At 72.6% G+C, this 24,420-nt stretch carries 19 protein-coding genes; 6 read left to right on the top strand and 13 right to left on the bottom strand.

Annotation, left to right across the window (positions count from 1 at the left end; all coding sequences use genetic code 11):
• Window positions 1-417 precede the first annotated feature (417 nt).
• On the bottom strand, window positions 418-1,305 hold the full coding sequence (locus OHS81_RS27855) for a helix-turn-helix domain-containing protein (RefSeq protein ID WP_328387614.1): 888 nt from the start codon (window positions 1,303-1,305) through the stop codon (window positions 418-420).
• 163 nt (window positions 1,306-1,468) lie between these two features.
• Here OHS81_RS27855 and OHS81_RS27850 point away from each other — a divergent pair, with 163 nt between their 5' ends.
• Entirely contained in the window at window positions 1,469-3,277 is a 1,809-nt protein-coding gene (locus OHS81_RS27850) for a glycoside hydrolase family 35 protein (protein ID WP_328387612.1), read from the top strand.
• A 35-nt stretch (window positions 3,278-3,312) separates the two neighbouring features.
• Here the strand turns inward: OHS81_RS27850 and OHS81_RS27845 are convergent, their stop codons facing one another.
• The 5 genes from OHS81_RS27845 to OHS81_RS27825 form a co-directional block, all read right to left on the bottom strand.
• Window positions 3,313-6,390, bottom strand: coding sequence for an endo-alpha-N-acetylgalactosaminidase family protein (locus tag OHS81_RS27845; RefSeq protein ID WP_328387610.1), 3,078 nt, complete (start codon window positions 6,388-6,390; stop codon window positions 3,313-3,315).
• Window positions 6,391-6,920: 530 nt separating this feature from the next.
• Window positions 6,921-8,168: a sensor histidine kinase gene (locus OHS81_RS27840; RefSeq protein WP_328387608.1), complete on the bottom strand. Its 1,248-nt coding sequence runs from the start codon at window positions 8,166-8,168 to the stop codon at window positions 6,921-6,923.
• Window positions 8,165-8,860: a response regulator transcription factor gene (locus tag OHS81_RS27835; RefSeq protein ID WP_328387606.1), complete on the bottom strand. Its 696-nt coding sequence runs from the start codon at window positions 8,858-8,860 to the stop codon at window positions 8,165-8,167. Before OHS81_RS27835 ends, OHS81_RS27840 begins: the two co-directional genes overlap by 4 nt.
• 194 nt (window positions 8,861-9,054) lie before the next feature.
• Window positions 9,055-9,231 (bottom strand): hypothetical protein, encoded by a 177-nt coding sequence (locus OHS81_RS27830; protein WP_328387604.1) that lies wholly within the window; start codon window positions 9,229-9,231, stop codon window positions 9,055-9,057.
• Between the two features lie 351 nt (window positions 9,232-9,582).
• Window positions 9,583-10,392 carry a S1 family peptidase gene (locus OHS81_RS27825; RefSeq protein WP_328387602.1) on the bottom strand — a complete coding sequence of 270 codons (810 nt, stop codon included), beginning with the start codon at window positions 10,390-10,392 and terminating at the stop codon, window positions 9,583-9,585.
• 265 nt (window positions 10,393-10,657) lie between these two features.
• Here OHS81_RS27825 and OHS81_RS27820 point away from each other — a divergent pair, with 265 nt between their 5' ends.
• Window positions 10,658-11,554, top strand: coding sequence for a hypothetical protein (locus OHS81_RS27820; protein ID WP_328387600.1), 897 nt, complete (start codon window positions 10,658-10,660; stop codon window positions 11,552-11,554).
• A 65-nt stretch (window positions 11,555-11,619) separates the two neighbouring features.
• Here OHS81_RS27820 and OHS81_RS27815 read toward each other — a convergent pair whose 3' ends face one another.
• The 3 genes from OHS81_RS27815 to OHS81_RS27805 form a co-directional block, all read right to left on the bottom strand.
• Window positions 11,620-12,378 (bottom strand): hypothetical protein, encoded by a 759-nt coding sequence (locus tag OHS81_RS27815; protein ID WP_328387598.1) that lies wholly within the window; start codon window positions 12,376-12,378, stop codon window positions 11,620-11,622.
• Window positions 12,379-12,471: 93 nt separating this feature from the next.
• Window positions 12,472-13,167: an alpha/beta fold hydrolase gene (locus OHS81_RS27810; RefSeq protein ID WP_328387596.1), complete on the bottom strand. Its 696-nt coding sequence runs from the start codon at window positions 13,165-13,167 to the stop codon at window positions 12,472-12,474.
• Between the two features lie 140 nt (window positions 13,168-13,307).
• Window positions 13,308-14,042 carry an MBL fold metallo-hydrolase gene (locus OHS81_RS27805; protein WP_328387594.1) on the bottom strand — a complete coding sequence of 245 codons (735 nt, stop codon included), beginning with the start codon at window positions 14,040-14,042 and terminating at the stop codon, window positions 13,308-13,310.
• Window positions 14,043-14,236: 194 nt separating this feature from the next.
• On the opposite strand from OHS81_RS27805, the gene OHS81_RS27800 reads away from it, so the two are divergent.
• Both OHS81_RS27800 and OHS81_RS27795 read left to right on the top strand, forming a co-directional pair.
• On the top strand, window positions 14,237-14,725 hold the full coding sequence (locus OHS81_RS27800) for a hypothetical protein (protein WP_328387592.1): 489 nt from the start codon (window positions 14,237-14,239) through the stop codon (window positions 14,723-14,725).
• Between the two features lie 76 nt (window positions 14,726-14,801).
• Window positions 14,802-15,281 (top strand): PPOX class F420-dependent oxidoreductase, encoded by a 480-nt coding sequence (locus tag OHS81_RS27795; protein ID WP_328387590.1) that lies wholly within the window; start codon window positions 14,802-14,804, stop codon window positions 15,279-15,281.
• Between the two features lie 48 nt (window positions 15,282-15,329).
• On the opposite strand, the gene OHS81_RS27790 is transcribed toward OHS81_RS27795, so the two are convergent.
• A complete protein-coding gene (locus OHS81_RS27790) occupies window positions 15,330-16,052 on the bottom strand; it encodes an SDR family NAD(P)-dependent oxidoreductase (RefSeq protein ID WP_328387588.1) in 723 nt (240 codons plus the stop codon).
• A gap of 68 nt (window positions 16,053-16,120) precedes the next feature.
• Here OHS81_RS27790 and OHS81_RS27785 point away from each other — a divergent pair, with 68 nt between their 5' ends.
• On the top strand, window positions 16,121-16,702 hold the full coding sequence (locus OHS81_RS27785; protein ID WP_328387586.1) for a MarR family winged helix-turn-helix transcriptional regulator: 582 nt from the start codon (window positions 16,121-16,123) through the stop codon (window positions 16,700-16,702).
• Here the strand turns inward: OHS81_RS27785 and OHS81_RS27780 are convergent.
• Window positions 16,680-17,483, bottom strand: a complete 804-nt coding sequence (locus OHS81_RS27780) for an ArsR/SmtB family transcription factor (protein ID WP_328387583.1) — start codon at window positions 17,481-17,483, stop codon at window positions 16,680-16,682. The two genes, OHS81_RS27785 and OHS81_RS27780, sit on opposite strands and share 23 nt — an antisense overlap.
• A gap of 67 nt (window positions 17,484-17,550) precedes the next feature.
• Here OHS81_RS27780 and OHS81_RS27775 point away from each other — a divergent pair, with 67 nt between their 5' ends.
• Window positions 17,551-18,126, top strand: a complete 576-nt coding sequence (locus OHS81_RS27775) for a hypothetical protein (protein ID WP_328387581.1) — start codon at window positions 17,551-17,553, stop codon at window positions 18,124-18,126.
• Between the two features lie 129 nt (window positions 18,127-18,255).
• Here the strand turns inward: OHS81_RS27775 and OHS81_RS27770 are convergent, their stop codons facing one another.
• Together OHS81_RS27770 and gltB are read right to left on the bottom strand one after the other, a co-directional pair.
• Window positions 18,256-19,716: a glutamate synthase subunit beta gene (locus OHS81_RS27770; protein ID WP_328387579.1), complete on the bottom strand. Its 1,461-nt coding sequence runs from the start codon at window positions 19,714-19,716 to the stop codon at window positions 18,256-18,258.
• Window positions 19,709-24,322 carry a glutamate synthase large subunit gene (gltB, locus tag OHS81_RS27765; RefSeq protein ID WP_328387577.1) on the bottom strand — a complete coding sequence of 1,538 codons (4,614 nt, stop codon included), beginning with the start codon at window positions 24,320-24,322 and terminating at the stop codon, window positions 19,709-19,711. Before gltB ends, OHS81_RS27770 begins: the two co-directional genes overlap by 8 nt.
• Between the last annotated feature and the right edge of the window lie 98 nt (window positions 24,323-24,420).

Below are 24,420 nucleotides of genomic sequence, written 5' to 3'. Positions count from 1 at the left end.
ATTGGTTGCCCCGGCGTTCGCTCCGGTCCTGCGGGCGGGTCCCGGTACATCCCCTCCGGCCTTCGTTCGTTGCCGACTGCCGGCCGGTGGCACCGTCCGTCACCGATCACAAACGCACGCACGCCTCCGGCCAAGGAACGCCCAGTGCCCTGCCAAGGGGTGAGCTGGTGGTGGTCGTAACGGTGATCGGTACGGCGGGACAGTCGCCAACGTGCGGCGGTCGGAGGGGATGTCCGGTGCCCCGCCCGCAGGACCGGAGCGAACGCCGGGTCAGTCTTTCCCACGTACCAGGGCCGCCCGCGCCGAGGACGGGGTACCGGGCGTCCCCTCCGACCCACCACCCACAACGAAAAGGCGCACCGGCCCCAGCCACAGACAACCCGCCCCCCAGCCGAGCCGAAGCGGCCCCAACCCACCTCAGCCGTTGCACCCGCTGACCAGCGGCGGGTCATCCGGATCCGGGACCTGCGTGGACCAGCCGCCCGGTACGTTGCGGACCTGGCGGTCGCGGAAGCGTACGGGGGCGGTGCCCACCCGCCGGGTGAACAGGCGGCTGAAATAGGCCGGGTCGTCGTAGCCGACGCGGCGGGCCACCGCCGCCACCGGGAGTTCGGTTCCCACCAGGAGTTCCTTGGCGCGGCCCAGGCGTATGCCCAGCAGGTAGTCCTTGGGGCTGCAGCCGGCCCCGCGGCGTACGGCGGTGCGGAGTTCCGCGGGGGTCATGCCGTGCCGGGCGGCGTGTTCGGCGACCGAGAGGGGGAGGAAGGCGTCCCGGGCGAGGGCCTGGAGGACCGGGTCCCCGTCGGCGTCGGTGTCGGCGCGTGCCCTGCGCAGGGCGACGAGGAGTTCGTGGACCGCGGCGGAGGTCTCCACCTCCAGCAGGGGGTTGCCGCGCCGCGCCGCGCGGGCGATCCGTCCGATGGCGGTGCGGGCCGGCCCGGTGTCCGCGAGCGGTACGAGCGGGCGGTCCGGTTCGATGTAGCCGAGTTCGGTGTAGGTCGCGGCGGCCGGCCCGGTGAAGTCGACGAAGCTCTCGTCCCAGCCGGTCTCCGGGTCGGCGCCGTAGTGGTGCGGCACCCCCGGCATGATCCACAGGAGGGCGGGGGCGGTCACCGCGCGGCGCCGGCCGTCGGGGGCGGTGAACCAGCCGCGGCCGGCGCTGATGACGATGGCGACATGGTGGTCGAGGGTGCGCGGGCCGACCGTGGGCAGGGAGCCGTGCTGGAGGCCGACTCCCAGGCACACCAGGCCGAGCCGGTGGTGGACCGGGCTCGGGGTGAAGTAGCGCATCCAGGTGTGGTACACGTCCGGGCCTCCCGTCGCTCCGTACCGCTGCGTCGGACCGTCGAACCGTCCAAACAGATCCGATCTTTGTCCATGGACCGTCACACCGCCAGAGGGCAAGGGTGACCGGTGACCGGGTGCGCCCGGCCGGTGGCGCACGGGAGACGACACAGGGGCGGGTGACGTGACGCAGTTCGAGGCGGGCGAGCGGGACTTCATGCTGGACGGGCGGCCGGTGCGGCTGCTGTCCGGGGCGATGCACTACTTCCGGGTGCACGAGGCGCAGTGGGACCACCGGCTGGCGATGCTCCGGGCGATGGGCCTGAACTGTGTGGAGACCTATGTGCCGTGGAATCTGCACGAGCCGCGGCCCGGCGAGTTCAGGGACCCGGAGGCGCTGGGGCGGTTCCTGGACGCGGTGCAGGCGGCGGGGCTGTGGGCGATCGTCCGCCCGGGACCGTACATCTGCGCGGAGTGGGAGAACGGCGGGCTGCCGCAGTGGCTGACCGGGCCGCTCGGGCGGCGGGTACGGACGCGGGATGCGGCGTATCTGCGGGCCGTGGACGCCTGGTTCGGGCGGCTGCTGCCGCAGGTCGTGGCGCGGCAGTGCACGGCGGCGGGGCCCGGCGGCGCGGGCGGCGGCCCGGTGATCATGGTGCAGGCGGAGAACGAGTACGGCTCGTACGGCAGCGACGCCGGGTATCTGGCGCACCTCGTGGAGCGGCTGCGGGCGCTGGGGGTGCGGGTGCCGCTGTTCACCTCGGACGGGCCCGAGGACCACATGCTCAGCGGTGGTGCGGTTCCGGGCCTGCCGGCCACCGTCAACTTCGGCTCGGGGGCCGGGGAGGCGCTGGCGGCACTGCGGCGCCATCAGGCCAAGGGTCCGCTGATGTGCATGGAGTTCTGGTGCGGGTGGTTCGCGCACTGGGGGCAGGAGCAGGTGGCGCGTGCTCCGGAGGATGCCGCGGCGACGCTGCGCGAGATTCTGGAGTGCGGGGCGTCGGTCAATCTCTATATGGCGCACGGCGGGACGAATTTCGGCGGGTGGGCGGGGGCGAACCGCGCGGGCGAGCTGCATGACGGGGCGCTGCGGTCGACGGTCACCTCGTACGACTACGGGGCGCCGGTCGATGAACGCGGGCGGCCCACGGAGAAGTTCTGGCGGTTCCGGGAGGTGCTTGCCGAGTGGGCGGACGGGCCGTTGCCCCGGGTGCCGGAGCCGCTGCGGGTGCTGGCGGAGCCGGTGCGTGCGGTGGTCGGTCAGTGGGCGTGTGCCGGGGAGGTGATGGAGGTGCTGGGGGGTGCGGAGAGGGAGGGGGGCGCTCCGGCGACGTTCGAGGAGCTGGGGGTGGACCGGGGTGTGGTCCGCTACCGGGTCGAGGTGCCGGGGCCGCGTGGTCCCCGTCCGCTGCGGGTGAGCGGGCTGCGGGACCGGGCGGTGGTGTGGGTCGACGGAGTGCGCGGGCCCGTGGTGGACACCGAGGACGCCGTGCTCGGGGAGGTGGCGGGGCCGGCGTCGGTGGAGTTGTGGGTGGCGTCGCTGGGGCGGGTCAACTACGGTCCGCGGCTCGGTGAGTCCAAGGGGATCACGGGCGGGCTGCTGCACGAGCGGCAGTTTCTGCACGGCGTACGGTCACGGGGGCTGCGGCTGGAGGCGATGGAGGATGCCGGGGCGCTGGCGAGGGTGCCGTTCCGGGCGGTGGAGGAGGCGGGCGGGGCCGCGGGGCTGTACCGGGGGACGGTGACGGTGACCGGGCGGCCCGGGGACGCCGATCTCGCGCTGCCGGGGTGGCGCCACGGTTTCGTCTGGATCAACGGTTTCTGTCTGGGGCGCTATTGGGATCTCGGGCCGCAGCGGACCCTGTATGTGCCGGGCCCGGTGCTGCGCGAGGGCGCCAACGAGCTGCTGTTGTGGGAGTGGGAGGGCGCCCCGGCCCTGGTGGGGGACGGGGCGGGGGCGCCCGGTCTGTATCCGTGCGCGGGCGGTCGTTGAGCGGTCCGTGGGGCGGCGGGCCGCCCCGGGGCGCGTCAGATCTCGCGTACCTCGAAGGAGTCCAGGACGAACTCCGCGGTCGCGTCGTCGGCCACCTTGCGCAGCCCCACCCATGCCTCGCCGTCGGCCGGTGCGGTGAACTCGTAGGCGTGGGTGGCGGGTTGGACGGCGACGGGCAGCGGGGTGCGGGTCAGTTCGCGGGGTGCGGGGGTGTCGGCGGCGGTGACCCAGGCGTACTGGCCGGCCTGCTCGTTCTCGTAGCGGAAGGTGACGCGGTAGCGGCGGCCGGGGGTGAAGCGGACGGTGTGCGGAACCGTCCGGTAGACGAGTCCGGTGTTCTCGCCGCGTGACTTGAGCGACTGGCCGCCGTCGATGACGTCGTCGATGGCCTTGCCGTTCCAGCCGCGCCGGGTGAACGGGGCGTGCCGCTGGGCGATATGGGTGCGGGGGTCGGTGCTGCCGCCCGCGTCGCCCTTGACGAAGACGCCCCAGCCCTGGGGCACGTGCTCGAAGTCCTCGTAGGCCAGGGTGCCCGGCTTGGCGGTGGGCCGGGCCGGTACGACGCGGAGGTTGTCGAACCTGATCCGGGCCCGGCCGGCCGCCGCGGTGAGGGTGAGGGTGACCGGGCCGCCGCCCTCGGGGACGGTGAAGTGGGTGAAGAGGCGCTGGAAGCGGGTGCCGGACTTGCGGTCGGCGGCGACGTAGTTGCCTGCGGTGGAGGTGTCGGTCCAGTTGGCGGCGGTGACGCCGTCGGCGGTACGGACCTCCAGGGCGGCCCGCCGCCGCTCCCCCGCCGTGGCGCCGACCTCGGCCTGCACGGAGGCGGCGTAGCTGCCGGGGGCGAGGCGGTCGAGGCGTTGGGCGACGGTGGCGGCGGCGCCGGCGTCGATGACCAGCTCGTAGTCGCCCAGCTTGCTGAGCCGGACGGAGGCCGGGCCGGTGACCTGCCGGCCGGCCAGGTTCCCGGAGTGGAAGCCGGGGTCGGTCAGGGGTGTGCCCTCGCCCCAGCCGGGGTCGCGCTGCGCCGGGGCCTTGGTGCGGTGGACGACGTAGGCGACGCCGGGCCGGGCGGTGAGGGTGATCCTGCCGCCGCTGACGGGGAGCCGGGTTTCCTGGGTGCGGCCCTGGTCGGTGAGCCGGTAGGCGTAGACGGCGGCGGTGCCCCTCCAGCCGCGCGGCAGCGTCCAGGTGGTGGTGCCGCCGTGGGGGTTGTAGTGGTAGAGCCGGTGCGGGTCGGTGGCCCGGCGGGGTTCCCAGGGGAGCAGGTAGGTGCCGTCGTCGTAGACCAGCCGGCCGTCGGTGGTGATCTTGCGGGTGCCCTCGGCGTCGCTGACGGAGGTCTGGGTGGGGCCCTCGAAGGTGATCTCGTGCGCGCCCCAGGTGCTGATCGGGTACGCCTGGAGGTATTTGGCGGGCAGGGCGTCGGTCCAGATGATCGTGTGGAACGCGTTCCAGTCGGTCTTGCCGACCCAGCCCTCGAAGTTGCCCATCCGGGCGTTGCCGAGCAGGGTGGGCCATTTGTCGGCGAAGACGTCCTTGTGGTGGTGGCGCAGGAAGCGGATCAGCCGGGAGTTGATGCCGCGGGAGGTGTCGGGGCCGTAGTCGGTCTCGTTCGCCCAGTGCGACCAGAGGGCGGAGCGCTCCAGGCCGTGGCCCCATTCGGTGGCGATCTGCCAGCCCTGGTCGCGCAGATGGCGCTGCAGCTGGTCGGAGTTCCAGCCGGACTCTCGGAAGACGTCGAGGTAGAGGGTGGTGAGGGCCGGGTCGGTCTCCTTGCGCAGGCGCGCGAAGCGCCGGGCGATATCGCCGGAGACCAGGTCGCGGCGGGCGTCGATGCGGTAGGACTGGTCGAGCCAGTCCCACTGTTCGTCGTGCTTGTCGACCAGCTGCTCGGAGAAGGCGTGGGCGACGGGGTAGGACTCGGTGGCGTTGACGTGCACCGCGAAGTCGCTGTTCCACTTCTTGCCGGCGCGGAGCAGTGTGTTGAGGTCGGCGAGGCCGCCGGCCCGGGTGTTGTAGTTGCCGCCGTAGTCGGGGTGGGCGGAGTCGTGGCCTTCGGACTGGTAGCCCTTGAGGAGGGTGAACTGCCGCAGTCCGTCGGTGGCCAGGGCGATCCGTTTGATGTGGTCGAGGGTGGCGAGGAACGGGTTGGTGGCCTGGCTGGCGAAGTTGAACGGGATGTGCGGGACGACCCGCAGGTGCTGTTCCCCGGCGCCCAGCGGCATGACCATGATGTCGCGCAGCGCGATGGCGGCGTCCTGCCAGTCGGTCCTCCCGTCGCCGTTGCGGTCGCCGGTGACGATGACGGTCGCGTACGGCAGCGGGTCGGTGGCGGTGGGGGCGCCTTCCGCCCGGTGGGTCCACCGGCCGCAGGACAGCTGGGCCTTGACGAAGCCGTCGCCCTTGACGGTCTGCCGCCAGAGGCGGCCGTTCTCCCAGGTGGTGGCCCCGGTGGGCTTGTCGTAGCAGGTGTTGGTCTCAACGGCGCCGGCCAGCGCGTCGGTGGCGACCACGGCGTAGGCGCATCCGGTGGGGGCGGCGTCGGCGGGGGTGTCGTCGGTGACCTGTACCAGGGTGTCGCCGCTCTTGGCCTTGTCCAGTTCGATCCGGGCGGCCAGCAGGGCGGCGCCGGGCTGGTCGCTGCGGACGCTCAGCAGGGCGAGGCCGGGAATCTCCAGGGTGCCGATGCGCAGCGCCGGGGTGTCGGTGATGCCGGTGACCCGCCAGGTCGTGCGGTGGTCCCGGACGGCGATCTCGACGGTGATGCGGGTGCCGCCGTCGAAGGCGAGGGTGTAGGTGGCGCGGTCGGCGCGGGTGCGGTGGGTGACGCGGGGGGTGTGGGCGGTGCCGTCGAGGAGGACCTGGGTGACGGGGGTGTCCTGGCCGTGCAGGACGGCGCCGGTGCCGCGGTCGGTGTAGGAGACGATCCGGGGGAAGGCGGTGTCGACCCGGACCTCCAGCGCGTCGGACCGGAGCACCGCCTCGCCTGCACGGGGTGCGGCGGTGGCGGGGTGCGCGCCGAGTGGGAGGGCGCCCGCCGCTCCGGCGAGCGCGGTGGCGGCGACGACGTTTCTGCGGCTGGGCCCGCGCGGGGCGCCGGTCTGTTCGTTCACGCGCGCTGTCCTCCTTCGTGCCTGCACTGCCTGTCGGCGGACAGCGTGCTGCGCGTGCGGGTGGTGCGCCTATGGACAAAGGAGGGGCAGGTGTTGGACAGATGTGGGCGGCGGGGCGGGGGCGGTTGCGGCGAACACCTCGTTCAGCGCCGCCTGGGAACGGACCAGCTGCACCGGCTCGTCGACGAGGACGATGAGGTGGTGATCCCGGGCTACCGGCCGGTGGTGTCCAGCTCAAGGCCGAACGGTGTGCTGGATGGCGTACTTGAGGGCGCGTTCAGGGTCGACGCCGTTGCTGTAGTCGACGGGCTCGACGCTCATGGGTTCCGTCCTTCGGCCGGCCGCGGGGCGGTAGGGGTGCTCACGGGCTCTTCAACGCCACGGAGGGCCTGCACGGCACGACAACGACCTGACAGGTGGGGCGCGCCAGGCAAGGCATCTTCCTTCGCGGGCGCGTGGGCGCAGGAGCTCGTCGGTGGTGGCGAGCAGGGCGCGGCCGACCGGTGGCGGCCGGTGCGGCCCGGGTGGCCTCAGGCCGTCGCCCCGCTGTCGAGGGGCAGTACGGCGGTGAGTTCCCAGCCGCCCTCGGCCGCGGGGCCGGCGAGGAGCCGTCCGCCCATCGCCTCGGCCCGTTCGGTGAGCCCGGCCAGTCCGAAGCCACCGCCGCGGGCCTGTTCGCCGAGGCGGGCCGGCCGGCCGCCGTCGTTGGCGATGCGCAGCTCCGCCCCGAAGGGGACGGACCGCAGGCCGATCCGTACCGCCGTGGCGTCCGCCGCGTGCTTGCGGACATTGGTCAGTGCCTCGCGCACGATGCGGTAGACCGCCGCGGCGACATCGTCCGGCAGCGTCTGTGCCAGGCCGGTGTCGACGGAGAGGACGACCGGCGGGCCGGTGCGGGCGAACGCCTCGGTCAGCGCCCGGACCTCGGCGAGCCCGGCGACCGGGTGCGGGTGTGCCCCGTCCTCGCGCAGCACCCGCACCAGCCGGCGCATCGCGCCCAGCGCCTCGCTGCCGGAGGCCTCGATCCGTTCGAGGGTGGCACCGGCCGGCCGGCCTTCAAGAGCGGTGAAGCGGGCGGCGCGGGCCTGGACGACGATGCCGGTGACATGGTGGGCGACCAGGTCGTGCAGCTCCCGCGCCAGTTCCAGGCGCTCGGCGGCCCGCACGGCCGCGAGGTCGCGCAGTCGCCGGGCGTCCTGCCGGCGCAGGATCGCCGCATACGCGGCGACGACCACGGTGAGCACGGCGGAGACGACGGTGAACAGCCCCGGTCTGACGTCCCGCAGCGGGGCGAGGACGCAGGCCAGGCCCAGCAGCGGGCCGAGGACGGCGGCGGTGCGGCCGGGCGCCCGGCGGATCACGGCGGCGAGCAGGACGAGCAGGGCGATGCCCTCGCCCAGGCCCCACACTTCCCGTGCGTGCTGCCCGGCGATCAGCGCCGCCGACGCGGTGAGGGAGACCGCGGCCGCGGTCCACCCACGGCCGGTGAGCGGGATCCGCTCGGAGGGCACCGCACACAGACAGACCACGATGCCGGCGGCCACCACGATCAGGTGCGGCCGGGCGGGCTGACGGGCCGTCGCCAGCGCCTCGGACCCGACGAGGAGCAGCAGTGCCACCGCGAGGGCGGCCCGGGCGGCGACGGCTTGCCGCGGAGGGTTCTTCGCCCACCGTGCCGGCCGGCTGCCCGGCGCGGCCCACCGGGCGCACACCGGGACACGGCCCGGGATACGGCGCATCCCGGGCCGCGTCCGAGTGCGCTCGCCGTGCTCGCTCACGGGCCGCCGGAGGACAGACCGCTCTCCCAGGCCCAGAAGGCGATCTCGACCCGGTTGCGGGCGTCCAGTTTGATCTGCACGTTCGCCAGATGGGACTTGACCGTGGACAGCGACAGATACAGGGCGCCGGCGATCTCGGCGTTGGTCCGGCCGCCGGCCAGCGCCCGGACGACATCCCGTTCGCGGCCGGTCAGCGGCTCGGACGGGGTGCGGGCCGCCGCCCGGCCCTTGCCGCCGGCCGGGGACAGCTCGCGCAACAGCCGGGCGGCGACCGACGGCGAGAGCACGGAGTGTCCGACGGCGGCGGCCCGTACGGCCTCCACGAGCAGCGCGGGGCCGGCGTCCTTGAGCAGGAAGCCCGAGGCGCCGCCGTACAGCGCGGCGTGCACATATTCGTCCAGGTCGAAGGTGGTGACGATGACGATCCCAGGGACGGTCCCAGGGGTGTGCCGGTCCTCGGGGCGGCCGGCGGGGCGCCCGGTCAGCCGCCGGGTGACCTCCAGTCCGTCGGTCCCGGGCATCCGGATGTCCAGCAGCAGCACATCGGGGCGCAGCCGTTCGACGGCCGCGAGGGCGGCCTCGCCGTCGGTGACCTCGGCGACGACCTCGATGTCGGGCAGGCTCTCCAGAACCGTCCGGAAGCCCATCCGGACCACTTCCTGGTCGTCCGCGATCACCACACTGATCGGCATGTCGTTCCTCCTGGGCGCCCTCGGGGTGGCGGGCCCGTATCGGTCTCCCCCGGCGGCGTGACCGTCTCCCCTCCGGACGGCGTCGACCCTCCGGACGGCGTGGGCGGTCTCCCTCCCTCCGGGTGGCGGCGTGCGGGCCGCCGCCGCGCCGCGGCCGGGGACGGCCCGGTGCACCGGCGGCGGGGGCCTGCCGATCAGCCCTGGGCCGCGTTCGGGCGGTCGTCGGCCGGCAGCTCGACGGGGTCGTCCGGGCCGCCGAGCAGCACATAGACGAGGGTCGCCGCGGAGGCGGCGAGGAGCAGCGCGGCGAGGACCGTCGCTCGGTGGCCGCGGTCGCGTGCCGGGGGTCGGGGGCGGGGCTCGGTGCTCATACGGTTCACGGTAGGAAGCCGTCACGGGGCCGCCCATAGGCCGTCCGGTCATCCCTGACGGCACAAGGCCCGGCCGCGAGCACGCGTTTGGTCCCGCGGCGGCCGGACCAACGGCCGTGGCGCGAAGGGACCAAGGTCCCGGACCGAGGCCGGGGACGTCGGACCCGGCGAAGGGCCCGGGGATCCACCACGGATCCCCGGGCCCTTCGTGTACGCGCTGCGGTTCTCGTGCGTGGTGCGCTTCTTGTGCGTGGTGCGCTTCTTGTGCACGTGGTACGGGCCGCGTATGCGGTACGGATCACGTACGAGGCGCGGATCGCTGACGAAGCACGGACCACTGACGAGGCGCGGTCAGCCGCCCAGTTCGCCCGCGGCCTTCTTGATGTTCGCGGCGAAGGTGCTCACCTCGCTGTAGACACCGGGCTTGCCGGGGCGTGCACAGCCCTCGCCCCAGGAGACGATGCCGACCTGGAGCCACTGCCCGGCGTCGTCCTTGCGGAACATCGGGCCGCCGGAGTCACCCTGGCAGGTGTCGATGCCGCCGGTGTCCAGCTTGCCGGCGCAGATCTCGTCGCCGGGCGTCAGCTGGTCGCCGTAGGCCTTCTGGCAGGCGGCGTCGTCGACGAACGGCACGGTGGCCTTGAGGAGGTAGCGCTGCTGGTCGCCGCCTTCCTTGTCGGCGCCCCAGCCGGCGATGGTGAAGTCGCCGTTGTTGAGCTTGTCGTCCTCGGCGATCTTCAGCGTGGGCTGGTCGATCGGCTTGGCGAGCTTGATGAGCGCCCAGTCCTTGCCCTTGCCGTTGTAGCCGGGGGCCTGGAGGACCTGCGTGGAGTTCACCTTGACGGCGTGGGAGTCCTCCAGGTCGGCCACGCCTGCGGTGGCCGTGATGGAGGTGTTCGCGCCGCTGCCGTCGACACAGTGCGCGGCGGTCAGCACGATGTCCTTGGTGTACAGGGCGCCGCCGCAGCCCATCGACAGCCGGACCATGAACGGGAATTCACCCTGGTCGGCCTTGGTGCCGCCGACGACCTTGGTGTGGACGGAGCCGGACGGGGCGGGCGAGGGGGCGGCCGAGGCCGAGCCGGGCTGGAGGCTGACGGCGGCCAGGGCGACGGCGCCGAGGGCAAGGGATCTTCTGAGGGGCTTCCGGTAGCTGCGCAACGGGCTTCCTTTCGTGGGGGGTTGCACGTCGATGACGAGCCCATGCCAACACCGGAGCCGGACGTGGCCGCCGCAAAAGGTGTGTGGAGGACGACCGCACGCCGCAAGGCGACCGGACCCAGTGGGGGATGAGTCCGTAAAGCGCTCTGTGATTATGTGGAGTGGCCGCTCGGGGTGACAAGAGTGCGCATCCGGCCAACTCGCGTGCCCCACAGGCCCCGTACGGCCCATACCGGACCTTCCCGGCCCCCCGTACAGTGGCCGGGTGACCACCGGCGGCAGTGAGATCGAGCACGGATACCCGCATCTCGACACGGTGCGCGCGGCCGTCCACGCGCTGTTCAAACGCCTGTCGTACGACACGGTGAACACCTTCGCCACCAGCGTGCTGCCGGTCGATGTGGCCTTCGACGAGACCGAGGATCTGCACCTGGGGGCGCAGCGGGTCGCGCGGGCCATGCTCCGCCATCTGCGTCTGCCGGACGCGCGGACGGTCATCACGTTCCGGGAGATGGAACACGCCGCCACGGTCGAACTCACCGCGGGAACCGCGTACTTCATCGAGCTCAACGACCGCTTCAGGAAGCACCGCAAGGACATCGGCGCCGCGCTGGCCCATGAGGTGATGCACCTGTATCTGCACCGTCTGGACCTGTCGTTCCCCGGCACCCGGGACAACGAGATCCTCACCGACACCGCGGCCGCGTACCTCGGCGCGGGCTGGCTGCTGCTGGACGCCTACCGCGAGCACGGCCCTCTCTCGCAGAAGCTCGGCTACCTGACGCCGGAGGAGTTCGGGTATGTCCTGGCCCAGCGGGCCGAGTTCTTCGGCGAGGACCCGTCGCCGTGGTTCACCAGCCCGCAGGCGTACGACGCGTACACGGCGGGCGCGGCACGGGCCCGCCGGGACGCCCGCCGGCCGCCGCTCGCCGCCGCCGGCTGGGCCGCCCGCCTGCGCTACGCCAAGGACCGCCGGGCCGCGCAGGATCCGCGGCGCACCGGCCGCCCGCCCGCCACCGGCGACTACGCCTTCGAGGGCCCGCCTCCCCTGCGGGTGTCCTTCCCCTGCCCCGCCTGCCACCAGCGGATCCGGGTCCCGGTCCGTGGCCGGCTGCAGGCCCGCTGCGGGCTGTGCAAGACGCTGCTGGACTGCGATACATGACCGAGCGGCGGCCGGCGCCCGGGCTCCCTGCCGGATCCGCCGGGTTCACCGCTGCTCACCGCTGCTCACCGCCAGGCGTGCGGAGCGAGGTGGTGATGGCGATGGCCGGCCTCGAGGGCCTGGTGCAGTTTCGTCAGATGCTCGGTACCGGCCGGGAGGTCCAGTTGCCTCAAGAGGGCGACGGCGGCCTCGGGTTCGAGGTCTCCGTAGACATCGTGGTAGCTGCCGAGGAGCCCGCGGAACAGCGCGGGGTGAAGTTCGGGCATCCCCGCCGCCGTCCGGTAGGCCGGCTGCTTGACCGGCCAGGGCACGGGTCCCGAGGCTTCGAGAACACGCCGGGCGCGGCGCAGCGACGGGCCGCGGTCCGGGCCGGCAGGTACCTCGTGGGCCGGCAGCGAGGCGAGGTCGTTGCCCAACACCTCGGCGAACGCCGTCGCCGAGGTGTCCCGGTCCTCGAACCAGTCGACCCAGAGCGAGTAGAGCAGCGCCTCGGGCTCGGCCTCCGCCTCCAGCCGCAGCCGGCAGGCATCCCAGAATGCCTCCGCCGGCAGGGGGTTGTGCTGGTCCGCGAGAGCAAGGCGGATCTCCCTCGTCACCCAGTACTCGCCGAGCAGATCCAGCAGGCCGAAGGCGGTCCGCAGCCGGGCGGTCGCATCCAGCGCGGGATCCTCCAGCGCCACACCCGTCCAGGTGTGTGCCACCTCGTTCGGCGTCAGCAGCGCCTCCGGAGAATCGTCCCGCCGCCAGGCGTCACTGCTGACTTGTGTCACACCTGCCTCTGCCAGCCAGCGCCGGGCACGCTCCGCGTCCTCGTCCTCGCTCATCACACGGCAAGTATGGGGCTGCACACGACAAGTAGGGAGCGGCAGGACGCCTCCCGGCGCACCGGAGGAGCCACGCTGGAGGACTGTCTCCCCCTAGACCCACCCCTCCAGCCCCGCCATGAAACCGTCGAAGTCGTCGCGGTGGATGGTGTGTCCGACGCCGGGCACCGTACGGACCTCGAAGCCGCGGCCGGTCAGCTCGTGTGCCGCCTGCTCGGAGTGGAGGAAGCCCTCCCCCGCGAACTGCACCAGCGACGGGACGACCGGCTTCTCGGGCACATGGTCCTGCCGGTGCACGGCGGACAGTGCGAGGGCGGTGGCGGTGTCCCACTGCGCGATCGTGGCCAGCTCGATGTCGAGATCGGTGTCGTTCCAGCGCGGGTTGAAGGTGCGCAGCATCGCCCGGTCGGCCCGCTTGAACGTGACGAACAGGGCGGGGTCGACGGGCTCCTGGAACCTCGGGAACTGCCAGGCGGGGTCGCTGTAGACGGCCCGTCGCGGCTGCAGCCGCTCCACCGCCAGGGACAGTGCCAGGCCGCCCAGTGAATGCCCGATGACGACCTCGGGGCCGGCGGGCAGGGTCTCCACGAGGTCTTCCGCGTACAGCTCGGTGTCGTAGTCGCCGCGCGGGCTGCGGCCGTGGCCGCGCAGGTCGACGGCGATGACGCGATAGCCCCGGTCGGCGAGTGCCGGAGCGACGCGGTGCCAGGTGCGGTGATCGGACATCAGTCCGTGGACCAGCACCGCGGTCCGCTCGCCGGTGCCCCACTCGTGGGTGTGCAACTGCATGCCCGTGTCTCTCCTCGCATCCCGCGCTCGCCCGCCTGCCGGTGTTCGCCGGGCCGGTTCGCCGGGCCGGGGAACACCCGCGCGAGATTACCCGTGTCACCAGGCGTGGCGGACGCGCCGCGCCCCGCGCGGGCACCCGTTCAGAGCCAGTCCTTCTCCGGCGTGGCCGCGGCCAGTACGTCCCGGGCGCCGGTGCGCAGGGGGATGCCGTGCGGTACGCAGACCGTGTCGACGTCTTCGAGCGCGGCCAGGCGCCGGAAGGACGCGATGGCCTCCTCGCGTGCGACGTTGAAGGGGCCGAGCACCGCGCGGCGGCCGTCGGGGTCGGTGGCGATGAGGTCGCCGGGGAAGAGCAGCCGGCTCGCGGGGAGGTGCAGGGCGATCCCGCCGGGGGTGTGGCCGGGGACGTGCAGCACCCGTACCTCTTCGCCCCAGCCGTCGAGGGTGTCCCCGTCGTGCAGGACGGTGTCGACCTCGGTATGGCGCAGCGGCGGGACCCCGGCGGCCGCCAGGCCCGCCATGACCCCTTCGTGCAGGGACCGTTCCGCGGGGCTGAGCACCGGCGCGGGCTCGGGGGCGGTGCCACGGATGTACGGGGCGTCCAGTGCGCCGGCCAGGACGCGGGCACCGGTGGCGGCGGCCAGCTCGGCGGCGGAGCCCATGTGGTCCAGGTGGGAGTGGGTGAGCACGATCTGCCGCAGCTGCTGTGGCCGGCCGCCGAGCCGGGCGAGGGCGTCGAGGATGGCGGGGGCCGAGCCGGGGACGCCGGTGTCGACCACCGCGTAACCGTCGTCGGCGAGCGCGACGACGTACACGTGCCCTACGGGGAACGGGACTTGCCAGACGGTGGGGGTGAGCTCGGTGAGGGTGTCCATGGTCCGGACGCTAGCGGGCGGACGGTCCACCGCCGCCGCTGGTTCACCGTGGGCGGAACGGGCTTCACGGTGGGCGGACCGGACGGCTGACAAGCGTCTCCCCGGCCCCGGCGGCATCCACGGCAACGGCGGAAAGCGGCCGGAACCTGTCTTGCGCCTGGCACGTCCCATCCGTGACACAAGGAGGCAATGTCATGCGAGGATCCCACCTCTCCCGCACCCGTACCTTCACCGCCGTGCTCGCGCTGGCGGCGGCCGGCGCCGTCACGCTGTCCGGCTGTGGCCAGAGCGAGCAGAAGGTGACCCCCGCGGCACCGCCGAAGAAGCAGGATGCGTTCGAGCAGCGCGCGGATCAGATCGTGCGGGACTGGCCGAAGGTCTCCCCCGTGCACGGCCGCCGGCAGGCGCTGCTGCCGCTGGTCGCCGCGGAGCGCCCCGGCAAGAAGGGGGCACGGGAGATCACGGTCACCGTCGGGCACAGCGCCTGCGACGTCCATTTCGGCGCGCGCAGCCATGAGTCGAAGGACCTTGTGGTGATCACCGGCTGGGGCAAGCGGAAGAGCGCCAAGGGGATGTGCACCGAGCAGCTGGCCACCGACAAGGTGACCGTGCACCTCAAGAGTGCGCTGGACGGCCGCAAGGTCGTGGACGCGGCGACCGGCAAGCAGCTCGTCAAGGGCTGACCGGCGGGTGCGGCGTGAGCGCGCGCCCGCTCCGCGGTTCGCGCGCACGCGCACTCCACCCCCTAGGCTCGCCCGTATGAGCCCTTCCATCGCCCGCAACACCCGTGTCGACCTGCCCGGGCTGCTGGAGTTCGTCCGCCCCCGTCACCGCGCGATCCTGCTCACCCGCCGCAGCGACGGCACCCCGCAGGGCTCGCCGCTGACCTGCGGGGTGGACGACTCCGGACGGCTGGTCATGTCGACGTATCCGGAGCGCGCCAAGGTCCGCAACGTCCGCCGGGTCTCCTCGGTCAGCGTCATCGTGCTGTCCGACGAATGGAACGGCCCGTGGGTGCAGATCGACGGCGAGGCCGAGGTCATCGACGCCCCGGATTCGGTCGAGCCGCTTGTCGAGTACTACCGCAACATCGCCGGGGAGCACCCGGACTGGGACGAGTACCGGGAGGCGATGCGCACGCAGGGCAAGTCGCTGATCCGGGTGACCCCGCTGCGCTGGGGGCCGGTGGCGACCGGCGGTTTCCCGGCCCGGCTCGCGGAGGACGGCGACGGCGCGTAGCCCGGCCCGCCACGGCCCGGCGCGCGGGCCGGCCGGGCCGGGGAGGCCTCAACGGGTGCCGCGGGTACCGCCGTTGACGTTCAGCACCTGGCCGGTGATGTGCCGGGCCGCCGGTGAGGCCAGGAAGGCCACCGTGCCGGTGATGTCGGCGGGGGACCCGGCGCGGCCCACCGCCGAGGCGGCCACCAGGTGGTCGCGGCGCTCGTCGGTGAGCTGGTCGCGGAAGAAGTCGGTGCCGGCGATATAGCCGGGCGAGACGACGTTGGCGGTGATGTCGCGGGGGCCGAGCGTCCGGGACAGCCCGATGTTCCAGGAGGCGAGGCCGGCCTTGGCCGCTCCGTAGGCGCCGTTGCCGTGGTCGGCTGCGATCGATCCGAGGTGCACGACCGCGCCGCCGGCCGCGAGCCGGCCGTCCAGCGCCCTGGTGGTCAGCGCGGCGCTGAGCAGGTTGGCGTCGAGGTTGGCACGGAAGGTGCGGGCATAGGACGCCAGGTCGGTGGCGTCGTCCGTGTCGAGGTCGGTGTTGCCGCCGGCGTTGTTCACCAGGACGTCGATCCGCCCGGGGAGCCCGGCGAGCAGCGCGGTGAGAGCCCGGGGGTCGGTGTGGTCGCACACCAGGGGGCGGACGGCCGGGCGGCCCGCCGCCGTCTCGTCGAGCGGGCCGGGGCGCCGGCCGGTGACGATGACGTCGTCGCCGGCGTCCGCGAAGTGGTGGGCGACGGCGCGTCCGATGCCGGTGCCGCCGCCGGTGACCAGGATGGTGCGTGACATATGCTGAGCTCCGTCCATCACGTTCAGGTCTAAATTTAGAGCTGAACGTACCACCGCCGGGAGGGCCCGTGGCAAGAGATTCCGAGGCGAAGGACGGCTCCGACCACCCGGCGCCCCCCGCTCCCCCGTATCCCGTCGAGGAGATCGCCGCCGCCTGGGAACGTGAACGCCCCGGCACCCCGGTCTCCTCCATCGGCATCGTGACGCCGATCTGGCAGCTGGCGAAGCTGCTGGGCGACGACCGGCGCCGGGTGCTGGCCGGCGCCGGGATGGACCCGGCCACCCTCGACCTGCTCAGCGTGCTGCGCCGCAGCGGCGCGCCGTACACCCTGACCACCCGCGAACTCAGCCGCCGCTCCCTGGTCACCGCGGGGGCGATCTCCCAGCGGGTGACCCGCGCCGAGCGCGAGGGGCTGGTCACCCGGCGGCCCGGCGAGGACCGCCCCCGCACGGTCCTGGTCGAGCTGACCCCGGCCGGCCACGAGAAGGTCGAGGCCACGGTCGGGCAAGTACTGCACCGCGAGGCCGAGTTGACCGACGGCCTGACGCCCGCACAGCAGAAGCAGCTCGCCGGGCTGCTGCGGATCCTGCTCCAGGACACCCAGCGCAAGCTCGGCGACGACCGGATCAGCCAGGTCGGCGAGGGCTGAGCATCCCGGGGCCGCCGCGCGGGGGCGGAGGCGGGGCGAAGGTGAGGGAGGGGAACAGCGCCTCGTCGGGCAGCCCGAGCTGCGCACGGAAGGCCGTACGGCCCGCCGCGGTGACGGTCAGGATGCGGGTGGCGACGGCCTTGACGACCCAGCCGTGCTCCAGGGCGTGCCGGTAGAGGGCGGCGCCGACCGCGCCGGAGAGATGGCGGCGGCGCACCGTCCAGTCGAGGCAGGTGCGGACATGCGCCCGGTGGGCCGCCGAGGGGCCGGCGTCGGGGATGCCGAGGGCGGTCAGCCAGCCGGCCCCGTCCACGGTCAGCACCGGGCCGTAATCCCGCCCCAGCAGGCCGCGTTCGGTCATCGCCTCGACGATGGCCACGCCGAGCGCACCGGCGATGTGGTCGTAGCACGTCCGGGCGTGGTGCAGCGCCCTGCGGTGATTGGCCTCGGCCAGGGAGCGGACCGGGACCCGGCGGTAGGGGGCGAGGCCGGCAAGGTTCTCCAGGGTCTCCGCGGCCTCCGGCCCGGCCAGGCGTACATAGCGCCGCCGCCCCTGCCGCTCCTCGGCGAGCAGGCCTCCGGCGACCAGGAGGTTGAGGTGTTCGGTGGTGGTGGAGGGCGCCACCGCGGCATATGCGGCCAGTTCACCGGCGGTCCAGGCGCCGCCGTCGAGCAGGGCCATGCAGATGGCGGCACGGGTGCGGTCCGCGAGCAGCGCCGCAAGGGCGGCCAGATCGGGGGTTTCCGCGACGCTTTCCTGATCGGCGTCCCATCGTTTCATGTACACAGAGTAACCTCTGATCACATTTCGGTGAGCACCGAATCAACCGGCTTCTATCCTCGGAGCCATGAAAGTCGCGCTGGAGAAGAGCAGTTCGGTCGCCCCGGCGCTGCTGTCCACGGAGAACGACGACGGGACATTCGTGCTGGTCGAGCTGCGCATCCGGTGGGAGCTCGGACCGGTCGTCAGCGTCTGGCTGCCGGCCCGCGGCCGGACCGCGCGGAATCTCGCGGTGCGCCCGGACGTGGTCTTCAATCTGCCGCCGGACGGAGCGGGGACCGGGGAGGGGACGACGGGCAGCATGCCCTGCGCCACGGATGCGCCCTGGACGGAGCCGTCCGAATTGGTGCGGCCGCCCCGACTGGCGCACTGCCCGGTGCAGTTGGAGGCCCGCCGGGTCGGGGAGCGGACGGTCACCGACGGGGCGTGGACGCAGGTCGAGGCGCAGGTGCTGCGGGTGCATGCCGATCCGCGGTGGGTGGTGCCGCTGAGCGGCCCGGTGACCGGGCCGGCGGCGTGGCATCCGCCGGTGCACGATTTCCGGCCGTCGGGCTCTCCCCCGCCGCAGGCCGTGCCGGCGCCCGCGCGGGAGATGGCACGGCAGCGGGAGCGGCGCTTCCCGGCCGGGAGCGGTGGCGCGTAGGGCGCCGGGCTCGGTTCCGGGGACCGGGCGTGCCGGCACAGGCCCGCGGCGCCTGCCCTCCCGGTCGGGGGAGGGGGACAGGCGCCGCGGTTGTTCCGTACGACGTTGTACGGGACATCGGGGGACGGATCACACGGTCAGTGCGCGATCCGTCGGCTTGATGGGAGCCGGCAGGGCGCTGACTCCGGTCAGGAAGCGGTCCACACCCTTGGCCGCGGAACGGCCCTCGGCGATGGCCCACACGATCAGCGACTGGCCGCGGCCGGCGTCACCGGCGACGTACACGCCGGGGACGTTGGTGGCGAAGTCCGCGTCGCGGGCGATGTTGCCGCGCTCGTCGAGCTCCAGGCCGAACTGCTCGACCAGGCCGTTCTCCCGGTCGGTGCCGGTGAAGCCCATGGCGAGGGTGACCAGCTGGGCCGGGATCTTCCGCTCGGTGCCGGGCTTCGGCTCCGGGCGGCCGTCCTTGAACTCCACCTCGGTCAGGTGCAGCCACTGGACGTTGCCGTCCTCGTCGCCCTCGAAGTGGGTGGTGGACACGGAGTAGATCCGGTCGCCGCCCTCCTCGTGCGCGGAGGTGATCTTGTAGAGCATCGGGAAGGTCGGCCAGGGCTGGTTGGCGTTCCGCTCGTCGCCCGGCTTGCCCATGATCTCCAGCTGGGTGACCGAGGCCGCGCCCTGGCGGTGGGCGGTGCCGACGCAGTCCGCGCCGGTGTCGCCGCCGCCGATGACGACCACGTGCTTGCCCTCGGCGCTGATCGGGGCGACGGTCAGGTCGCCCTCCTGCACCTTGTTGGCGAGCGGCAGGTACTCCATCGCGAAGTGGATGCCGTTCAGCTCGCGGCCGGGCACCGGCAGATCGCGGGAGGTGGTGGAGCCGGCGGCGATGACCACGGCGTCGTAGCGCTTGCGCAGCTTCGTGGCGTCGAGGTCCCGGCCGATCTCCACCTCGGTGCGGAACTTGGTGCCCTCCGTGCGCATCTGCTCGATGCGGCGGTTGATGTGGCGCTTCTCCATCTTGAACTCGGGGATGCCGTAGCGGAGAAGACCGCCGATACGGTCCGCGCGCTCGTAGACGGCGACGGTGTGGCCGGCCCGGGTCAGCTGCTGGGCGGCGGCCAGGCCCGCGGGGCCCGAGCCGATGACGGCGACGGTCTTGCCGGACAGGCGCTCGGGCGGCTGCGGGGTGACGTCCCCGTTGTCCCACGCCTTGTCGATGATGGAGACCTCGACGTTCTTGATGGTCACCGGCGGCTGGTTGATGCCCAGCACACAGGCGGCCTCACAGGGCGCGGGGCACAGCCGGCCGGTGAACTCCGGGAAGTTGTTGGTCGCGTGCAGCCGCTCGCTGGCCTCGGTCCAGTCCTCGCGGTAGGCGTAGTCGTTCCACTCGGGGATGAGGTTCCCGAGCGGGCAGCCGTTGTGGCAGAACGGGATACCGCAGTCCATGCAGCGCGACGCCTGCTTGCTGATGATCGGCAGCAGGGAGCCGGGCTGGTAGACCTCGTTCCAGTCCTTGACGCGCTCCTCCACGGGGCGGGTCTTGGCGACCTCGCGCTCGTGGTTCAGGAAGCCCTTGGGGTCAGCCATTGGTCGCCGCCTCCATCATCTTCTCGTGGGTCTCGGACTCGGAGAGTCCGGCCTGCTCAGCGGCGTCCTTGGCGACGAGCACTGCCTGGTAGGTGGGCGGGATGACCTTGGAAAAGCGCGCGGCTGCGGCATCCCAGTCGGCGAGGAGCTTGGCGGCGACGGTGGAGCCGGTCTCCTCCTGGTGGCGCTGCACGACGTCGTGCAGCCACTGCTTGTCGTCGTCGTTCAGCGGGTTCACCGCGTCGACGAGCTCCTTGTTGACGTTGGCCGGGTCGAGGTCGATGACGTAGGCGAAGCCGCCGGACATACCGGCCGCGAAGTTGCGGCCCGTCTCGCCCAGCACGACCGCGTTGCCGCCGGTCATGTACTCGCAGCCGTGGTCGCCGACACCCTCGGAGACCACCGTGGCACCGGAGTTGCGGACGCAGAAGCGTTCGCCGACCCGGCCGCGGAGGTACAGCTCGCCGCCGGTGGCGCCGTAGGCGAGGGTGTTGCCGGCGATGGTGGAGTACTCCGCCAGGTGGTCCGCGCCGCGGTCCGGGCGGACGACGACCCGGCCGCCCGACAGGCCCTTGCCGACGTAGTCGTTGGCGTCGCCCTCCAGGCGCAGCGTGATGCCGCGCGGCAGGAACGCGCCGAAGGACTGGCCGGCCGAGCCGGTGAAGGTGATGTCGATGGTGTCGTCGGGCAGACCCGCACCACCGAACTTCTTGGTGACCTCGTGGCCGAGCATGGTGCCGACGGTCCGGTTGATGTTCCGGATCGCGATCTGTGCCCGGACCGGCTGGGCGTCCTCGGCGGTGTCCGCGGCCAGGGCATCGGCGGCGAGCTTGATCAGCTCGTTGTCGAGCGCCTTCTCCAGGCCGTGGTCCTGCTCGATGGCCTGGTGGCGCACGGCGCCCTCGGCCAGCTCGGGGACGTGCAGCAGCGGGGCCAGGTCCAGGCCCTGCGCCTTCCAGTGGTTCACGGCGCGGGAGGTGTTCAGCAGCTCGGCGTGGCCGATGGCCTCGTCGAGGCTGCGGAAGCCCAGCTCGGCGAGGAGCTCACGGACCTCTTCGGCGATGAACTGGAAGAAGTTGACGACGTACTCGGCCTTGCCGCTGAACCGCTCGCGCAGCGTCGGGTTCTGGGTGGCGATGCCGACCGGGCAGGTGTCCAGGTGGCACACGCGCATCATGACGCAGCCGGAGACGACCAGCGGTGCGGTGGCGAAGCCGAACTCCTCGGCGCCCAGCAGGGCGGCGATGACGACATCGCGGCCGGTCTTGAGCTGGCCGTCGGTCTGCACCACGATGCGGTCGCGCAGGCCGTTGAGCAGCAGCGTCTGCTGGGTCTCGGCCAGGCCCAGCTCCCAGGGGCCGCCCGCGTGCTTGAGCGAGGTGAGCGGCGAGGCGCCCGTACCGCCGTCGTGGCCGGAGATCAGGACCACGTCCGCGTGCGCCTTGGAGACACCCGCGGCGACCGTGCCGACGCCGACCTCGGAGACCAGCTTCACGTGGATGCGGGCCTGCGGGTTGGCGTTCTTGAGGTCGTGGATCAGCTGAGCCAGGTCCTCGATGGAGTAGATGTCGTGGTGCGGCGGCGGGGAGATCAGGCCGACGCCCGGGGTGGAGTGCCGGGTCTTGGCGACCCACGGGTAGACCTTGTGGCCGGGCAGCTGGCCGCCCTCGCCGGGCTTGGCGCCCTGGGCCATCTTGATCTGGATGTCGTCGGAGTTGACCAGGTACTCGGACGTCACACCGAAGCGGCCGGAGGCGACCTGCTTGATGGCGGAGCGGCGCGCCGGGTCGTAGAGACGGTCCGGGTCCTCGCCGCCCTCACCGGTGTTGGACTTGCCGCCCAGCTGGTTCATGGCGATGGCCAGCGTCTCGTGCGCCTCCTGGGAGATGGAGCCGTACGACATGGCGCCGGTGGAGAAGCGCTTGACGATCTCGGACGCCGGCTCGACCTCCTCGATCGGGATCGAGGAGCGCTCGGAGGCGAAGGAGAACAGGCCGCGCAGCGTCATCAGCCGCTCGGACTGCTCGTTCACCCGGTCCGTGTACTGCTTGAAGATGTCGTAGCGGCGCGAGCGGGTGGAGTGCTGGAGCCGGAAGACGGTGTCCGGGTCGAAGAGGTGCGGCTCGCCCTCGCGGCGCCACTGGTACTCGCCGCCGATGTCCAGCGCACGGTGGGTGGCGGCGATGCCGGAGGCCGGGTAGGCCTTGGCGTGCCTCGCCGCGACCTCCTTGGCGATGACGTCCAGGCCGGCGCCGCCGATCTTGGTGGCGGTGCCGTGGAAGTACCGGGCGACGAACTCCTCGTCCAGGCCGACGGCCTCGAAGACCTGTGCGCCGCGGTAGGAGGCGACGGTGGAGATGCCCATCTTGGACATGACCTTCAGGACGCCCTTGCCGAGCGCCTTGATCAGGTTCTTGATGGCGGTCTCGGCCTCGACGCCCGGCAGGAAGGTGCCGGCGCGGACCAGGTCCTCGACCGACTCCATGGCCAGGTACGGGTTGACGGCCGCGGCACCGAAGCCGATGAGCAGCGCGACGTGGTGCACCTCGCGTACATCGCCGGCCTCGACGAGCAGACCGACCTGGGTGCGCTCCTTGGTGCCGATGAGGTGGTGGTGAACCGCGGCGGTGAGCAGCAGCGACGGGATCGGCGCGTGCTCGGCGTCGGAGTGCCGGTCGGAGAGCACGATCAGCCGGGCGCCGTCGTCGATGGCGGCGTCGGCCTCGGCGCAGATCTCCTCGATCCGGGCGGCCAGCGACTCGCCGCCGCCGGAGACCCGGTAGAGGCCGGAGAGGGTCACGGCCTTCATGCCGGGCATGTCGCCGTCGGCGTTGATGTGGACGAGCTTGGCCAGCTCGTCGTTGTCGATGACCGGGAAGGGCAGGGTCACGCTGCGGCAGGAGGCCGCGCTCGGCTCCAGGAGGTTGCCCTGGGGGCCGAGGGAGGAGATCAGCGAGGTGACCAGTTCCTCGCGGATGGCGTCCAGCGGCGGGTTGGTGACCTGCGCGAAGAGCTGGGTGAAGTAGTCGAAGAGCAGCCGGGGGCGCTCGGAGAGCGCGGCGATCGGCGAGTCGGTGCCCATCGAGCCGATGGGCTCGGCGCCGGCCTTGGCCATCGGGGCGAGGATGACGCGCAGCTCTTCCTCGGTGTAGCCGAAGGTCTGCTGGCGGCGGGTGACCGAGGCGTGGGTGTGCACGATGTGCTCACGCTCGGGCAGGTCCGCGAGCTCGATCAGGCCGGAGTCCAGCCACTCCTGGTAGGGCTGCTCGGCGGCGAGCTGCGCCTTGATCTCGTCGTCCTCGATGATGCGGCCCTCGGCGGTGTCCACCAGGAACATCCGGCCGGGCTGCAGGCGGCCCTTGCGGACCACCTTCGCGGGGTCGATGTCCAGGACGCCGACCTCGGAGGAGAGCACGACCAGGCCGTCATCGGTGACCCAGTAGCGGCCGGGGCGCAGACCGTTGCGGTCGAGGACCGCGCCGACCTGGATGCCGTCGGTGAAGGTGACGCAGGCCGGGCCGTCCCAGGGCTCCATCATCGTGGAGTGGTACTGGTAGAAGGCACGCCGGGCCGGGTCCATGGAGGGGGAGTTCTCCCACGCCTCGGGGACCATCATGAGCACCGAGTGCGGCAGCGAGCGGCCGCCGAGGTGGAGCAGCTCCAGGACCTCGTCGAAGGAGGCGGAGTCGGAGGCGTCCGGGGTGCAGACCGGGAACAGCCGCTCCAGGTTCTCGGCGTTCTCCTTGCCGAAGAGCTTGGTGGCCAGCTGCGACTCGCGGGCCCGCATCCAGTTGCGGTTGCCCTTGACCGTGTTGATCTCGCCGTTGTGCGCGACGAAGCGGTACGGGTGGGCGAGCGGCCAGCTCGGGAAGGTGTTGGTGGAGAACCGCGAGTGGACCAGCGCGACGGCGGTGGCGAAGCGGCGGTCGGACAGGTCCGGGAAGAAGGGCTCCAGCTGGCCGGTGGTCAGCATGCCCTTGTAGACGATCGTGCGGGCGGACAGCGAGGGGAAGTAGACCCCGGCCTCCCGCTCGGCGCGCTTGCGCAGCGCGAAGGCCTTGCGGTCCAGTGCCAGCCCGGTGTTCTCTCCGTCGCCGACGAAGATCTGGGAGAAGGCCGGCATGGTGGCGCGGGCGCCGTTGCCGAGCAGCTGCGGGGCGACCGGGACCACCCGCCAGCCGATGACGTTCAGGCCCTCTTCGCCGGCGATCGTCTCGATGCGCGAGACGGCGTCGGCCGCTTCCTGGGCATCGGACGGCAGGAAGGCGATGCCGACGGCGTAGGCGCCGGCCTCGGGGAGCTCGAAGGTGACGTTCTCGCGAAGGAACGCGTCCGGCACCTGGAGCAGGATGCCGGCGCCGTCACCCGAGTCGGGCTCGGAGCCGGTGGCACCGCGGTGCTCCAGATTCGTCAGGACGGTGAGTGCCTGCTCGACCAGTGCGTGGCTGGCCTCGCCGGTGAGGGTGGCCACAAAGCCGACGCCACAGGCGTCGTGCTCGTTGCGCGGGTCGTACATGCCCTGCTGGGCAGGGCGGCCGTCCATGGGCGACCAGGCGGCGGCGCTGGCGCTGCTGGTGGTCGCGGAGTGCGTGGACGCGAGACGCATCGGCTCTCCCAACGTCGTCGTGGCATAGGCATTGCCGAGGGACGACGTTGGCCCTCCGCGAAATTTCGTGCAGGTTACAGGATGACTCCCTTCTCAAA

It is taken from the genome of Streptomyces sp. NBC_00400 (assembly GCF_036048035.1).
Classification (GTDB): domain Bacteria; phylum Actinomycetota; class Actinomycetes; order Streptomycetales; family Streptomycetaceae; genus Streptomyces.
Note: the sequence above shows the minus strand (reverse complement) of the source record. Positions and strands in the feature narration are given on the sequence as shown.

Coding starts and splice junctions, on each gene's coding strand:
- OHS81_RS27810 (WP_328387596.1), bottom strand. CDS start 13,167: ATGCAGTTGCACACCCACGAGTGGGGCACCGGCGAGCGGACCGCGGTG.
- OHS81_RS27795 (WP_328387590.1), top strand. CDS start 14,802: ATGAGCCCTTCCATCGCCCGCAACACCCGTGTCGACCTGCCCGGGCTG.
- OHS81_RS27800 (WP_328387592.1), top strand. CDS start 14,237: ATGCGAGGATCCCACCTCTCCCGCACCCGTACCTTCACCGCCGTGCTC.
- gltB (WP_328387577.1), bottom strand. CDS start 24,322: ATGCGTCTCGCGTCCACGCACTCCGCGACCACCAGCAGCGCCAGCGCC.
- OHS81_RS27780 (WP_328387583.1), bottom strand. CDS start 17,483: ATGAAACGATGGGACGCCGATCAGGAAAGCGTCGCGGAAACCCCCGAT.
- OHS81_RS27835 (WP_328387606.1), bottom strand. CDS start 8,860: ATGCCGATCAGTGTGGTGATCGCGGACGACCAGGAAGTGGTCCGGATG.
- OHS81_RS27775 (WP_328387581.1), top strand. CDS start 17,551: ATGAAAGTCGCGCTGGAGAAGAGCAGTTCGGTCGCCCCGGCGCTGCTG.
- OHS81_RS27770 (WP_328387579.1), bottom strand. CDS start 19,716: ATGGCTGACCCCAAGGGCTTCCTGAACCACGAGCGCGAGGTCGCCAAG.
- OHS81_RS27790 (WP_328387588.1), bottom strand. CDS start 16,052: ATGTCACGCACCATCCTGGTCACCGGCGGCGGCACCGGCATCGGACGC.
- OHS81_RS27830 (WP_328387604.1), bottom strand. CDS start 9,231: ATGAGCACCGAGCCCCGCCCCCGACCCCCGGCACGCGACCGCGGCCAC.
- OHS81_RS27815 (WP_328387598.1), bottom strand. CDS start 12,378: ATGAGCGAGGACGAGGACGCGGAGCGTGCCCGGCGCTGGCTGGCAGAG.
- OHS81_RS27805 (WP_328387594.1), bottom strand. CDS start 14,042: ATGGACACCCTCACCGAGCTCACCCCCACCGTCTGGCAAGTCCCGTTC.